Below are 15,392 nucleotides of genomic sequence, written 5' to 3'. Positions count from 1 at the left end.
GCGAGTCTTTGCAAGTATTAACCACGTGCAAGCATCGATGTGAGCGACGGCCGCCTTCGGGCGGGCGTTTCTTCTTTGGGCGGTGCACGTCTTGCGACGACGCATTCGATCGGACTTGAGCATCCGGATGACAGACCGCTGACTTCTCGAACGCGTTGGAGCATTGTTGAGTGCGTGACAAGACCATGGCCGTCGCATGCGGAAAGCTTGATATGAAGCAGATCAAGTGGCGACAGACAACATGGTCATGTACGCATTTACCCGGGTTTAGCAGCGCTTTTCGCACCGCCGATTTGCACCGCCGAAAGCAGCGGGTACACTACGCCGATGTATTGCGCGACCCTCGCGTTTCCGGCCACTTCCCGCTGCGGCTAATCAGCCGGTCTTATGCAAAATGGCATTTCTTTCGATCTGAAGGCGCTGGAAGTCTTCGTGCTTGTCGTCGAATCCGGCGGCATGACAGCGGCTGGTCAACGACTCAGCATTACGCAATCCTCAGTCTCTCAAACGCTGTCGAACCTGGAACAAACACTCAATCTGCAATTGCTGGATCGCTCGCAGCGGCCCCCAATGCTGACACCCGTGGGGCGCCAGTTCTACAACCGCGCCTGCACGCTGCTGGATGACGCCAGGCACTTGAGTCAGGAGTTCCGCAAGCCTCTCGGTGAACCCCTCAAGCATATTCGTATTGCACTGGTCGATTCCATGGCCACCAGCATCGGCGCCGATCTGCTGACCGCGATACGGCTGCGCACCGCCAACTGGTCGATGGTGACCGGGCAATCGCATCAGCACGCTGATGCATTGTTATCCAGACGGGTCGACATCATCATCTCCGATGACGTCGTGTTAAAGAACCCGTTGCTGTATCGCCAGCGCATCTTGCGCGAACCCTTCGTGCTGGTTTTGCCCGGCGGCTTCAAAGGACCGGTGCCCTCGCTGCGCAACCTGTTGGTCAGCGGCGACTTCATTCGCTATAGCAATACAACCGTCATTGGCCGCAGCATTGAAACCCAGTTGGAGAAATGGGGGATTCAACCACCCCTTCGTCTGCAGCTCGACAACACGTTCGCGATCATGTCCATGGTGATGGCCAATGCCGGCTGGACCATTACCACGCCGTTGTGCTTGTTGCAGTCGGGCTTGGCCCCGGACAATCAATTTTCCGACGCGTTTCGCCTGTTCCCGATTCCCGGTGAGGAGTTCTTCCGTGAACTCACCATGGTCGCCCGTCAAGATGACCTTGGCTTGCTGCCGCAGCAACTCGCCGAGGACAGCGTGCAATTGCTGAAAAGCCGCTTCTTGCCGATCATCGAGGCGAACGCGCCATGGCTGCTGCCATCGATTGTGTTGGGCTGACGGGACGAGCCAACTTCAGAGCTAAGGGTAGAGCTAGCTTCAGAGCAGCGTGACGCCGGGCCGCAATTTTTCATAATGCAACTGGCGCAAATCCGCGACGTTAATACCGGGCGCGGCCACCACCAGAATCTCGTCTGCCAGCGCGGCAAAGTCGGCCCGGAAATGTACCGAGCTCTTTAGAACCAGGATGCGATAGTCGGCGGGAAGGGCGCCGACATGGCGGAACATGGCTTGATCGGCAGCTTGCTGTTTGCGGCTCGACACCACGATCTCAATGCCGTGCGGGCCGCCGCATCGCACCCGGGCCATTGCGCCCAAATCCATGTGGCAACCAAGGTAGAACGGCCCTGTGCCGATGAAACGGCCGCTCCCCAGCGCCAGCACTTCGAATGGCGCGTGCAACGGCCCAGCTCCTATTCCGCCGACCCCGCCCAGCGGGTCATAGATAACGGCGCCGATTCCCGCATGCGTGGCCGCTTCGACAAACCCCGCATCGCACACGACCCCGGCGCAAACCCGCTGCGCTTTTTGTCGAAGCAGTTCGTGCAGGAGATCGGTTGTATCGCCGCCACCGCCGCCGCCCGGATTGTCCTGGGTATCGGCGAGGATGATCGTGCCGCCCGCAGATCGCAGCCCCCGCTCAAGCGCATGCGCAACCGCGTCGGCCGGCGCGTGGAGCCGCCCGCCGAAATCAGCTCGCCTAGCCAGAACAGCCTGTGTCAAGGAGTCGACCGCCGCCTCGACCGCAATCGGGTCAGTGCCGTAGGCGATCACGCTGGGGCCGCTATGGTGGATATCGGCAAGCGGAAAACCCGGCACGAAGTCGACCGCAAAAACGTTTTCCGATGCCAGCGATTCACCCAGCGCCACAAGACTACGCATCGGTTCGCTCAAGGTGCTTTGCCAAGGCATCGGAATCAGAAAAGGGATTTGGCGATAGCCCTTGTGCAGTACTTCTCCAGTGAGCAACCGGTCAATCAACACGTGGGCACGCTGCCCCGTCTGCGCCATGTCGACATGCGGATAGCTGCGGTAAGTGACCAAACCGCTGGCATGTTCGATCATGGCCGGCGTGATATTGGCGTGAAAATCCAGCGCCGCGACAATCGGCATGGTGCCGCCAACTCGCTGACGCAGGCGCCGCAGCAACTCCCCCTCGCCGTCCTCCAGATGCTCACACACCATCGCGCCGTGCAGATCGAGAAACAGCGCGTCCAGCGGACCCGCATCACGGATCATGCGGTCGAGCATGAAGGCAATTGCTTCGAATGCATCCTGCGTCACTGGACCGCTCGGATTGGCCGAAGCCCACAATAGCGGGACCAGTTGATGCGAAGGGCGCGCAGCCTGTATGAACCCGTCTATGGCGAGATTGACGCCCGAGACCGCGCCGAACATCTCTTCGCCAACCAGCAAGCCCGGCCACGCGTCCGCTTCGACGAACGTAGCAAAACTCGCCCGGCTGGCGGCGAAGGTATTCGTCTCATGCAAAAAGCCAGCGATCCCGATTCTTGCCACACCATCCCCTCGATAACACTGACTCATTCCACCAGGCGTTACAGCAAGCCTTCTACCGCAGTCACGAAAATGCGGCTGTACTCGGCGGCGCTAAACGGAATGGGATTGGTCCCTGCCGATCCATCGGCCACGGCCATGTCACCGACCTTCGCCGCATCGCGACCATCGATACCTATCTCGCTCAACGTATGGGGAATGCCCAGTGTGTCGCGCATCATCAAGACCCAGTCGAGGAAGGAGGTGAACGACGGCTGCGCGAGTTCCAGGTAGCGCGCCAGCGGCTCGATCCGGTTCGCAATAGCCGATTCGTTGGCCTTGAGCACATAGGGCATCAGGATTGCGTTGAGCATGCCGTGGTGGGCGTCATACAGCGCGCCTAGAGGGTGCGCCAGCGCATGCATCGCGCCCAGGCCGCGCTGAAACGCTGTGGCGCCCATGCTCGACGCCACCAGCATTTGGAGGCGAGCGTCGAGGTCCTGGCCATCCTTGACCGCACGCGGCAGGAACTGCTTGATCAGGCGAATACCTTCGACCGCGATGCCCGTGGCCATCGGATGGTAAAAGGGCGAACAATAGGCTTCGAGGTTATGCGAGAGCGCGTCCATGCCGGTCGCCGCCGTCAGCTTGGCCGGCAGGCCGACCGTCAACTCGGGATCGAGGATCACGACCGAGGGCAGCATGTTTGCGTGGAATATGATCCGTTTCACATGGGCGTGATCGTCGGTGATCACCGACGCGCGCCCGACTTCCGAGCCGGTCCCGGCCGTAGTCGGCACAGCCACCACGGGCGCCATGCCGGCCACATTCACGCGCAGATAGTTGTCGCCAACATCCTCGAAATCCCACAACGGCCGATTCTGCCCAACCATCAGCGCCACGGCCTTGGCTGCATCGAGGGCCGAACCGCCACCGAAGGCGATCACCCCGTCATGGCCGCCGGCCTTGAAAATTGCCACGCCATCGCCGACATTCTTGCCAGTCGGATTGCCCTTGATATCGTGAAACAGCCCGCACGCCAAGCCGGCGGACCGGCAGTTATCCAGGGTCCTGCCGATCAGCGGCAATGCCGCCAGACCCGGGTCGGTAATCAGCAGCGGCCGGTTCATGCCCAGGCTTTTACACCATTGCGGCAATTCGCTGATACGTCCTGCGCCGACCTTGACTGCGGTCGGGTAATTCCAGTTTGCAGACGGAAGTGACATGCGAAATTCCTTTGAAGATCCGTTCAGAGACGGGTTTTCAGATGAAAAGATTTGGGTCGCGTCAGGTGCTCGTAACCGATCGCCGACAAGGTCGCACCGCGGCCGGTATTCTTCACCCCGGTCCAGGCCAGCGCAGGGTCGAGATAGTCGCAGCGGTTCATGAAGAACGTACCGGTTTCGACGCGCCTGCCAATCGATAGCGCGGCTTCTTCGTCGCTCGTAAACACACTGGCCGTCAAACCGTAGGGGCTGTCGTTCATCAGCGCGATTGCTTGTTCATCGCCGGACACCGGCATGATGCCGACCACGGGTCCGAAACACTCATCGTTCATCAGCGTCATGCCGTGATCGACATCGACGAACACGCCCGGTGCCACATAAGGCGTGCCGACGCGCGACAGTCCGAACTGGCTTTCGTCGATAAGATTCTTAGCACCTTTGGCGAGTGCCTCGGCGATCACCGCCCGCACGCCTTCGGCTGCCGCGGTACGGACTACCGGCCCCAGGGTGGTTTGCGCATCAAGCGGATTGCCCAGCACATACTGATTCGTCAGCGCCACGGCACGCTCGATAAAATCCTTGTACAGAGGCTGAGCCACATAAATTCTTTGGATACCGCAGCATGACTGGCCCGAATTAAAGAAGGCACCGTCGACCAGCGTCTCCACGGCATAGTCGATATTCGCATCGCTTCGCACGTAGGCCGGATCATTACCGCCCAACTCCAGCCCAACGCCAATAAATCGTCCGGCTGCCGCTTCCTCGACTATGCGGCCTCCGCCCACCGAACCGGTGAAACAGACAAAGCCGATCTCGTTCGCGTGTATCAGACGACGCACACGCTCATGATCCACATGCAAGTACTGGAACACACCCTCGGGCAGTTCGGCCTGGACGAAGGCCTGATGAATGAGTTCGGCACACAACGGCGTTTGGTCGGAGTGCTTAAGAATGACGGAATTTCCCGCCAGTAACGCCGGGACGATACTGTTGACTGCCGTCAGCAAGGGGTAATTCCACGGCGCGATGGTGAGCACTACGCCCACCGGCTCACGTGAAATGAAGCGCGTAAAGCCGTCCTGCGGTTCCACCTGCACGAGCTTCAACGCATCTTCTGCGATCGCCATCATATGGCGTGCACGTGAGGCAAAGCCGTCCACTTCGCCGCCGGTGTAGCGCAACGGGCGTCCCATCTGACGCGTAATCGCCTCGGCGATGGTTGCCTTGTTTTGGACGAAGTGTTCGACGGCACGGCCAACCAGCGCCAGTCGCTGGGACAGCGGTCGTGCAGCCCACGCCTTCTGGGCAGTTTTCGCGCGCTGTAGCGTCTGCTCGATCTGCGACTCGCTCGCATAAGGGCGGCGCACGAATTCGCTGCCGTCGATCGGACTAATGGTAATCAGTTCATCTTTCATCGTAGTGGGCTTGGACTTATAGACTCAAATAATTTCGAAATAGCGGGCCAATTCCCAATCGGTTACATGCCGACGGAACTGTCGTTCTTCCCATTCGCGGGTCGCGACAAAATGCTCGACAAATGCTTCGCCGAACAAGGTCTTCGCGGCTTCGGAATGGCGCAGTCGCTGAGCGGAATCCCACAAGGTGCAAGGCAATTTCAGATGGGCGGGGAATTCCTGCGTATAGGCGTTGCCCTCGACAATCTGCCCTGGATCCAGGCCCTGTTCGATGCCGTGCAAGCCGGCACCCAACGCCGCGGCCAATGCAATGTAGGGATTAGCGTCAGCGGAACCGATGCGAACTTCAACGCGCTGCGATTTCTCCGAACCCGGGATCAGGCGTAAGGCCGTGGTCCGGTTCTCAACGCCCCACGTTGCATCGAGCGGCGCCCAGTAGCCCGGCACCAACCGCGAGTAGCTATTGACGGTCTGCGCGAACATCGACATGAATTCGGGCAGGTAGCGTTGCACGCCCGCCATGAAGCTGGCCTGCTTGGCGCTCATATTGTAAGGACGGCTTTCGTCGTAAAATGCCGACTTGCCGGTGCTCGCCTCGCGCAAGGACAAGTGGATATGACCGCTTTGTCCCGGGTGGTCATGCGACCACTTCGCCATAAAGGTCGCCATCAGATTGTTCTTCTGAGCCAGCGCCTTGGTAAAGGTCTTGAACAACATTGCCTTGTCCGCCATCTCGGCCGCACCGTCGACCGCTAACGCCGCCTCGAGCACACCGGGACCGGTTTCGGTATGCAAGCCCTCGATCGGCATGTCCATCTGCTCGCACATGTCGAGCAGTTGCCGATAAAAATCGCCTTCGACCGTACTGCGCAGCACTGAGTAGCCAAAATTTCCCGGCGTCCAGTTCTTCAGGTCGCGGTAATTTTTCTCACGCACCGAATGCGGTGTTTCCTCGAACATGAAAAATTCATATTCAAGTGCGGCAGAGACCTCGAACCCCATGTCGCTTGCGCGCTTCAATACACGTTGCAATAAACCCCGTGGGCAAATTGCTTCGGCATCCCCAACAAACTCGGCGAGGAAGAACAGCATATCTTCGCCGTCGCCTTGTTCAAGCGGCAAACGCCGGCAGCTCTCCGGAACGATGCGCACCATGGCGTCCGGGTAAGCGGTGTGCCAGCCGGTGTATTTGGCGTTGTCGTACATTTGGTCGTCTGAGTCCCAACCCAGTACGACATTGCAGAAAGCAAAACCCGCACGCAGTGCCCCGAGGAACTTATCCTTACGCAGATATTTTCCGCGCAGAATGCCATCGATATCGGACAGGCCGACTTTAATATGTGTCAGCCGACTCGCCTCCACCAGGCGAATCGCATCTTCTACTGTCCTGATTGCCCGTTCGGGCTTCGCCTGCGCATCCATAGTCAATGTCTCCGTGTTATCGATTTTTTACGGTTAAACCATCTTAGGAACGAGAAAGTTCCAGATCAACAACAATCGATATTCGTTATGGCGATGATCGGCTGGGGTAATACTCGATGCTTCGTTATTGCGGACATTACTCGCCCATTAAAACCGGGTTTTCCCGACCCTCACGACGTATAAGAGGCTTCGGGATTGACCGAATAACGCGCGCTCACGCCAGAGGCCGGGCAGGCTCGCTACTGGTGCGAGGCCGCCCAATCTCCGCTCGTTCAGCGCCACTTCAGGGCATTCTGCGGCTGCCGGGCAGGCTGCCAATGCGCTTTAAAAACCTGTCGAAAGCCGATCGGTAAAGGCTTCCCTGCCATTGGCACAACTCTTGTATATGAAGTTTGAAACTTGTACACAAGAGGAAATACCAGATGCTCGGATGGACTATTCCCGACTGGAAGCGTGCATACGGAACCGGTGCCAAGCCATCGGACCTCCTACACGAACTCAGGGCGTCGCTGTCTGCTGATGACCCAGCCTGGATTTCCATCGTGTCCGCCGCCGGGCTGGACGCTCGCCTGACCACGCTCGCTCAGAAGCTTGATGCCGTTGGCGGCGATATGGCCCGTCTCCCGTTGTACGGTGTCCCGTTCGCGGCGAAAGACAACATCGACGCGGAAGGCTTCGAGACAACTGCCGCTTGTCCCGCGTTCGCCTATTTACCGGACAAGGATGCAACCAGCGTTCGGCGTTTGGCCGATGCCGGTGCGATCATCATTGGGAAGACCAACCTCGACCAGTTTGCAACGGGTCTTGTGGGTGTGCGGTCACCCTACGGAGTACCAACTAATACGTTTAACGCCGCCTTTGTGTCAGGAGGGTCGAGTTCTGGCTCGGCTTCGGTCGTGGCACGCGGTCTTGTACCTTTCGCGCTGGGAACCGACACGGCGGGCTCTGGACGGGTGCCCGCTGGGTTGAACAACATTGTCGGCATCAAACCCACGCGCGGCGCGTTCAGCAACACCGGCGTCGTACCTGCGTGCCGTACGTTGGATTGTGTATCCGTGTTCGCGATGACCATGGGTGACGCGGTGTCCGTGTATGACGTGGCGGCTGTCATCGATCTTGAAGATGGCCTTTCGCGTGCCGCACCGGAAGCGTCGCGCGATTGGCGCATGCCGGCGGCTCCGCGCATCGCCATTCCAGCACACCCCGAATTTTTTGGCGATGATTTCGCCTCGCAAGCCTTTCAGGTTGCCATCGGACAGCTTGAGGCACGAGGTGCGACCTGTGTGCCGATCGACTTCGCGCTGTTCGACGAAGTCGCTGCGTTGCTATACGACGGCCCCTGGGTCGCGGAACGCTTCGCCGCCATTCGCGAGTTCGCAACGACGCACGAAGCCGATATCCATCCGGTCGTGCGCGACATCATTTTCAAGGCCACGGAGTTTTCCGCCGCAGACGCTTTCGACGGCGTCTATAAGCTCGCCGATTTCAAACGCCGCGCCGACGCACTGCTTGTCGGGTTCGACGCCATGCTTGTGCCGACGGCTCCCACGCATTATCGAATAGCCGATGTCCAGGCGGATCCCGTGCGTTTGAACAGCAACCTGGGCAAATACACCAACTTCGTCAACTTGCTTGATTGGAGCGCGGTTTCGGTACCGGCCAGTATTCGCGAGGATGGTTTGCCGTTCGGCATTACGTTTATCGGCGACGCGTGGCAGGAGCGCGGACTCGCCGCGTTCGCCGAGCAGTGGCATAACAGCACAGGTCTAACGCGCGGTGCGACGGGCCTTGCAGTGAATCTTGAGGATGCAACGTTGTCAGCGCATGGCACCGCACCGGCGAACGTAAATACGATCCGCGTCGCGGTTGTGGGCGCACATCTGCGTGGAATGCCGCTCAATCATGAGTTGCTTAGTCGCGGCGCGCGATTCGTTGCAAGCACGACTACCGCGTCTAACTACCAACTGTTTGCGTTGGCCAATACAACACCGCCTAAGCCCGGTTTAATGCGTTCCGATAGCGGTGCACCCATCCAGCTTGAACTATGGGACATGCCCATTACCGAGTTCGGTTCCTTTGTGGCAGGCGTCGCCGCACCCTTGGGAATAGGTACCGTCAGGCTTGCCGATGGAACCGATGTCAAAGGCTTCATCTGTGAGTCCGCCGGACTGGACCAGGCCGTCGACATCACCGGGTTCGGCGGTTGGGCGAACTACCTCGCCGACAAAAGCAGGGCGACCGCAGCATCCCACTCCTGATCAGGGACGTCCATGTTCCACACCGTATTGATCGCTAATCGCGGCGAGATAGCCTGTCGTATTGCGCGCACGCTAAGACGCATGAACATACGCTCGGTTGCCGTCTACTCGGACGCCGACCGCAATAGCCTTCATGTCTCTTCTGCCGACGTTGCAATTTCGCTTGGCGGTCACACCGCGGCCGAAAGCTATCTGCGGGCGGATCTCATCATTAATGCGGCGAAGCGAAGCGGTGCTCAGGCGATCATTCCGGGCTACGGTTTTTTGTCAGAGAACGCTGAGTTTGCGGCGCGCTGCGAGGCGGAAGGTTTTGCGTTCGTGGGGCCGACCCCGCAGCAAATGGAACAGTTTGGGCTGAAGCATGCCGCTCGTGAACTCGCGGAACTGGCCGGTGTACCGCTAACCCCAGGGTCTGGTCTGCTTGCGGACGTGTCGGACGCACAACAAGAGGCAGCCAGAATCGGTTACCCCGTCATGCTGAAAAGTACGGCTGGGGGCGGTGGCATCGGTCTCACGCGATGCAATGACGAAGGCGAGTTGATTGCCGCGTTCGAGTCAGTCAAGCGTTTGGGACAGTCGTTTTTCGCAAACGCTGGCGTGTTTGTCGAGCGCTTCGTTGACCATGCTCGTCATGTTGAAGTGCAAATCTTCGGGGATGGTCAGGGTAATGTCGTCGCGCTGGGTGAACGAGATTGCTCTTTGCAAAGGCGAAATCAAAAGGTCGTCGAGGAAACACCTGCGCCGAATTTATCGGATACAGTTCGGCGACGGCTGTGGGCCGCGGCTGAGAATTTGGGCCGCTTGGTTTCTTATCGATCGGCCGGTACGGTCGAGTTTATTTATGACGCGCCTCAGGAGGCGTTCTACTTTCTCGAAGTCAACACGCGATTGCAGGTCGAACATGCGATCACCGAAAGCGTGACCGGCATCGACCTGGTTGAGTGGATGATCCTGACCGCGGCCGGTAGTCCGCCCTCGCTGGATCGTCCCATCATCCCGCATGGGGCGGCAATTGAAGTGCGGGTGTACGCGGAGAATGCTTTACGTAACTTTGCGCCGAGTCCCGGCACGCTGACCGAAGTCAGCTTCCCTCCTGATATCCGCGTGGATGGCTGGGTCGAAACCGGGACGGAGGTGTCCGCTCACTACGACCCCATGATCGCGAAGCTCATTGTGCACGGCGCCAATCGCACGGCGGCCATTGCGGCGATGACCCGCGCACTCGCCGAAACACGGCTGGCCGGTATAGCCACAAATCTGGATTACTTGCGGCAAGTGGTGGCAAGCGACGGCTTTCGGGCAGGCGATGTCTCAACGCGTTTTCTCGACGCGTTTGAGTATCGGCCTAGCGCAATCGAGGTGATGGAGGCGGGTACCTATACCTCTGTCCAGGACTATCCCGGCCGCGTAGGGTATTGGGATATCGGCGTGCCACCGTCGGGGCCAATGGACGACTGGGCGTTCAGGCTGGCTAACCGGATCGTCGGTAATCAGCCGCATGCTGCGGGCATTGAAACGACGGTGCTTGGACCCACGCTGCGATTTCATTGCGACACGATCATTGCCTTGACCGGTGCGCCGACCGATGTGACGCTGGACGGCGAACCGGTATTGTTCTGGATACCTATCGATATCAAAGCAGGGCAGACCCTGCGTATTGGCAAAGCGACTAGCGGATGCCGGACCTATCTCGCGGTGCGTAATGGCCTGGACGTTCCGCTGTATCTCGGTAGTCGCGCCACGTTCGCGCTTGGGAAATTTGGCGGCCATGCCGGCCGGACATTGCGTCCGGCAGACGTCTTGGGGATAGCAGATCCAAGTCTGCCTGCGATGGCTGACCTGGCGCCTCTGTACGCTCCCGCGGCGCTGCCTGATGCTCTCATACCCCGCTACGGACGTACTTGGGAGATCGGAGCCCTATACGGCCCGCATGGTGCGCCTGACTTCTTCACGGCTGAATCAATCGAGACGTTCTTTGCAAGCGAGTGGGACGTCCACTACAACTCGAACCGTCTGGGTATCCGGCTGAACGGGCCGAAGCCTCAATGGACGCGTTCCGACGGTGGCGAAGCGGGGCTGCATCCGTCGAACGTGCACGACTGCGAGTACGCAATTGGCAGTGTCAATTTCACGGGCGACATGCCGGTGATCCTGACCCGGGATGGCCCGAGCCTTGGCGGATTCGTTTGTGCCGTGACAATCGCCAAGGCTGAATTGTGGAAGGTGGGGCAGGTCAAGCCAGGTGACAAGATTCGCTTTCGTGAAATGACGTTCGATGATGCACTCGCATTGGAGCAGGCGCAGGACGCCTTTATCGCGGGATGGGATGCGTCGGTCCTGGCACTCCCAGATGCGAGCTCTGAGCGCGGTTCACCAATCCTGTTTGAGATAACCGCGTCAGGCGAGCGTCCCAAGACAGTCTTGCGCCAAGCAGGCGACAAGTACATCCTGATCGAATACGGTGAGAACGTTCTCGATCTCAATCACCGTTTTCGCATTCACGCGCTGATGGAGGCCTTGGAAAATAGTCCGGTGAAGGGCGTGTGTGAACTCTCCCCCGGCGTACGTTCCTTGCAGGTACGTTTCGACAGCCGGGTGATCCATCAACGGGCTCTCGTTGATGCCCTTGCCGCTACAGATGCAACGCTTGCCGGGATCTCCACCATGACGGTGCCTAGCCGTGTCGTCTACTTGCCAATGGCTTATGAGGACTCCGCGACACTCGATGCAGTCGCACGTTATCGGCAATCGGTGCGTGACACGGCCCCTTGGTTGCCCAGTAATACCGAGTTCATCCGGCGCATCAATGGCCTGGAATCGAGCAATGCGGTCAGCGATACCATTTTCGAAACCAGCTACATGGTTCTCGGGCTAGGCGACGTGTACCTGGGCGCTCCTTGTGCCGTCCCTGTTGACCCGCGGCATCGCCTGGTGACGTCCAAGTACAACCCGGCGCGTACGTACACCGCCGAGGGCACGGTGGGCATCGGCGGCGTCTATATGTGCATCTACGGAATGGATTCACCAGGCGGCTATCAACTGGTCGGACGCACGTTGCCCATCTGGAACAAGTTCCTCAAGAACGAGATGTTTGTCGATGCCAAACCCTGGCTGCTCAGATTCTTCGATCAAGTGCGATTTTATCCGGTGAGCGAGAGCGAGCTCGATGTACTGAGAGACGACTTTAGGGAAGGGCGGTATGGTGTCCGGATAGAAGAGGAGGTGTTTGATCTCGGCGCATACAACGCTTTCCTTGAAAGTATCGCGCCGGAACTTGAAGTGTTCTGGGCCGCGCAGAAACTCGCATTTGACGCAGAGGTCGCGCATTGGGCGACCGATACTGCGGCCGACAATCGCGTATCGGCCGTAACCGAAACTGCCGGGGAATTGATCGAAGTTGCCGAGCTATCAGGCTTTGTTGTATCGGCCGATATCACGGGCAACGTGTGGAAGCTCATGGCGGACCCCGGCTCGCGTGTGAACGCCGGCGACCCTCTTTTGATCCTTGAAGCAATGAAAATGGAGTTTCATGTCGCGGCGCCGCACGACGGCATCGTGGGAATATTCCACTGCAAGCCCGGTATGATGATCAACGCCGGGGATCCTTTGGTCTCACTCGAATAATCGGTTTACATCGGTTGGAAAAGCACATGGTGGATATGAAGACGCCCGCGGGTCCGGCGAAAAGTGCCAGCAATCTCGCGGCACAAATCTATACGCAACTGAAGGCCGATATTTTCGATTTCCGGCTGCTGCCGGGCGACAAGTTCAGCGAAGGCGACATTGCTACGCGCATGCAGGTGAGCCGGACGCCGGTTCGTCAGGCGCTCTTCTGGCTGCAGCGTGAAGGATACGTCGAAGTGCATTTTAAAAGCGGCTGGCAGGTACGCGCTTTCGACTTCAAATACTTCGAAGACCTGTACGAAGTGCGAGTCATGATGGAGACGTCCGCTATTGCCCGGGTCGTGGCTCTCGATGCAATGGACAGGCTTGATACGTTACGCGAGACATGGTGTGTGCCGGCCGAGGACTACCTCACTGACTCGACCGTGGTGGCAGCGCTCGACGAAGCGTTTCACACCCGCATTGTCGCGGCAGTCGGCAACGACGAAATGGCGCGCATTCATCAGGACGTAACTGAGCGCATCCGGATCATCCGTCGGCTGGATTTTACGAAGGCCCCCCGTATCGATGCCACCTATCGGGAGCATGGCGAAATCCTCTCGGCGATCTTCGCCAAAAACGTCTCCGGCGCACAAGAGATGATCCGCGCGCACATTGCGGAGAGCCAGGCCGAAGTGAAGCGCATCACGCTTTACATGCTCCATTCCGCACGCGAACGTTACGCCAGTCAGGATGATTCGTAGTGTGCCTCCGAAAGCGTGCACACCGCACCAGTTTTGAGCGTGCACGCACCGCGCCCAGTCAATCAACCGGCCTGTGATTGACTGACGAATACCCGGAAAGCCTTTTCTACAAAGGCTTCCGCGTCCTTGGCCCAGAATTTGCAAATGGTATTCCGTCTTGGATACAAGACTAAATCCAACTTACATTCTGGTTAAGGACGGTCAATGAAAAAGCGTGAGTTCCTGAAGGTCGCATCGGCAGCGGGGGTTGCAGGCGTAGTTGGAAAGATCCCTTCGGCTTTCGCTCAAAGCGACAAAGGCCCCATCAAAGTGGGTGTACTGCATTCCCTGTCCGGCACGATGGCGATCTCGGAAACGTCGCTTAAAGACACGGCGCTGATGACCATTGCGCAGATCAATGCAAGCGGCGGCGTGCTTGGCCGTCAACTGGAACCGGTGGTGGTCGACCCTGCCTCGAACTGGCCGCTGTTCGCCGAGAAAGCGCGTCAACTGATCTCGCAAGACAAGGTGGCGGTGACCTTCGGCTGCTGGACGTCTGTCTCGCGTAAATCGGTGCTGCCGGTGTTCGAGGAACTCAATGGCTTGCTCTTCTACCCGGTGCAGTACGAGGGTGAAGAGATGTCGAAGAACGTGTTCTACACGGGCGCCGCGCCGAATCAGCAAGCGATTCCTGCGACCGAATACCTGATGAGCAAGGAAGGCGGGGCCGCCAAGCGCTTCTTTCTGCTGGGCACCGACTACGTCTATCCGCGCACGACCAACAAGATCCTGCGCTCGTTCCTGCACTCGAAGGGCGTGAAGGATGACGATATTCAGGAGGTCTACACACCGTTCGGTCACGCGGATTATCAGACGATTGTCGCGAACATCAAGACGTTCTCCCAAGGCGGCAAGACCTGCGTGATCTCGACGGTGAACGGCGACTCGAACGTGCCGTTCTATAAAGAACTCGGCAATCAGGGGCTCAAGGCCACGGACGTACCGGTCGTCGCGTTCTCGGTGGGTGAAGAGGAACTGCGCGGCATCGATACCAAACCGCTGGTGGGCAATCTCGCCGCGTGGAATTACTTCATGTCGCTGAAGAACCCGGAGAACACGAAGTTCAAGGCGATGTTCGCCGACTGGGTCAAGAAGAACAACCTGCCCGGTGGCGACAAGCGCGTGACGAACGATCCGATGGAAGCGACCTTTGTTGGCATCCACATGTGGAAGCAGGCGGCCGAGAAAGCGAAGAGCGTCGATGTCGACAAGATCCGCGTGGCGATGGTCGGCCAGAAGTTCGCAGCACCGTCGGGCTTCACGCTTGAGATGGACGGTAACCACCACCTGCACAAGCCGGTCATGATCGGTGAAGTGCGCGCTGACGGCCAGTTCAACGTCGTGTGGCGCACGAAGACGGCCATTCGCGCGCAACCGTGGAGTCCGTACATTCCGGGCAACGAAGGCAAGCCGGACGTGGTGAGCTCGATTCCGGATTTCCTGCGCCGTCGACGCGTGGCTTAAAGGCTTGGGCTTGGGCTTAAGCTTAAGCTTAAGCCTTAGTAAGTACTAGCTACGAACGTTGAAACATCGAACCGCCGCGCACTCAAGCACAAGAATCCCGCGGCGGTTCGTACGAGTCCGGGCGACACGTGACATGCAACGCACCAAGCCGCCCCGCACTGCGCTCTACCTGACAGGCCCTTCATGACTGATTCGATGCTTCGCTTCGCTCGCCGTGGCCTCTGCGCAATCCTGATTGCCTGCATGCCTTTGGTGGCCTTTGCGGCCCTCACCGCCGACGATCTCGCGCCGCTCGCGGCCGATGACTTCGACGCCAAGTCCGCTGCCGTCGACAAGCTCATCGCCAAG

9 protein-coding genes are annotated in these 15,392 nt (G+C 58.9%); 5 read left to right on the top strand and 4 right to left on the bottom strand.

What is annotated here, in order from left to right:
- Positions 1 to 387: 387 nt before the first annotated feature.
- Positions 388 to 1,359 (top strand): LysR family transcriptional regulator, encoded by a 972-nt coding sequence (locus GSQ93_RS22525; protein WP_158937857.1) that lies wholly within the window; start codon positions 388 to 390, stop codon positions 1,357 to 1,359.
- 39 nt (positions 1,360 to 1,398) lie between these two features.
- Here GSQ93_RS22525 and GSQ93_RS22520 read toward each other — a convergent pair whose 3' ends face one another.
- Genes GSQ93_RS22520 through GSQ93_RS22505 form a run of 4 tightly spaced genes read right to left on the bottom strand, consistent with a single transcriptional unit; the run spans position 1,399 to position 6,916 of the window.
- A complete protein-coding gene (locus GSQ93_RS22520) occupies positions 1,399 to 2,877 on the bottom strand; it encodes a M81 family metallopeptidase (RefSeq protein WP_254073993.1) in 1,479 nt (492 codons plus the stop codon).
- 38 nt (positions 2,878 to 2,915) lie between these two features.
- The gene (locus GSQ93_RS22515; protein ID WP_158937855.1) at positions 2,916 to 4,079 is read right to left on the bottom strand and encodes an iron-containing alcohol dehydrogenase; all 1,164 of its coding nucleotides are present in this window, start codon (positions 4,077 to 4,079) and stop codon (positions 2,916 to 2,918) included.
- Between the two features lie 23 nt (positions 4,080 to 4,102).
- Positions 4,103 to 5,494 carry an aldehyde dehydrogenase family protein gene (locus GSQ93_RS22510; RefSeq protein ID WP_158937854.1) on the bottom strand — a complete coding sequence of 464 codons (1,392 nt, stop codon included), beginning with the start codon at positions 5,492 to 5,494 and terminating at the stop codon, positions 4,103 to 4,105.
- A 24-nt stretch (positions 5,495 to 5,518) separates the two neighbouring features.
- Complete coding sequence (locus GSQ93_RS22505) at positions 5,519 to 6,916, bottom strand: glutamine synthetase family protein (protein WP_158937853.1); 1,398 nt, start codon at positions 6,914 to 6,916, stop codon at positions 5,519 to 5,521.
- 422 nt (positions 6,917 to 7,338) lie between these two features.
- On the opposite strand from GSQ93_RS22505, the gene atzF reads away from it, so the two are divergent.
- The 4 genes from atzF to urtA all read left to right on the top strand — a co-directional run bounded on the left by atzF (position 7,339) and on the right by urtA (position 15,044).
- Positions 7,339 to 9,174 (top strand): allophanate hydrolase, encoded by a 1,836-nt coding sequence (gene atzF / locus GSQ93_RS22500; RefSeq protein ID WP_158937852.1) that lies wholly within the window; start codon positions 7,339 to 7,341, stop codon positions 9,172 to 9,174.
- Between the two features lie 12 nt (positions 9,175 to 9,186).
- Positions 9,187 to 12,798 carry an urea carboxylase gene (gene uca, locus GSQ93_RS22495; RefSeq protein WP_158937851.1) on the top strand — a complete coding sequence of 1,204 codons (3,612 nt, stop codon included), beginning with the start codon at positions 9,187 to 9,189 and terminating at the stop codon, positions 12,796 to 12,798.
- A 26-nt stretch (positions 12,799 to 12,824) separates the two neighbouring features.
- Positions 12,825 to 13,541 (top strand): GntR family transcriptional regulator, encoded by a 717-nt coding sequence (locus tag GSQ93_RS22490; RefSeq protein ID WP_158937850.1) that lies wholly within the window; start codon positions 12,825 to 12,827, stop codon positions 13,539 to 13,541.
- A 204-nt stretch (positions 13,542 to 13,745) separates the two neighbouring features.
- Positions 13,746 to 15,044, top strand: a complete 1,299-nt coding sequence (gene urtA, locus GSQ93_RS22485; protein WP_158937849.1) for an urea ABC transporter substrate-binding protein — start codon at positions 13,746 to 13,748, stop codon at positions 15,042 to 15,044.
- The last annotated feature ends 348 nt before the right edge of the window (positions 15,045 to 15,392 follow it).

This window comes from Burkholderia sp. S171 (assembly GCF_009766085.1).
In the GTDB taxonomy this organism is placed as follows: Bacteria; Pseudomonadota; Gammaproteobacteria; order Burkholderiales; family Burkholderiaceae; genus Caballeronia.
This window is presented reverse-complemented; position numbering and strand designations above follow the sequence as displayed.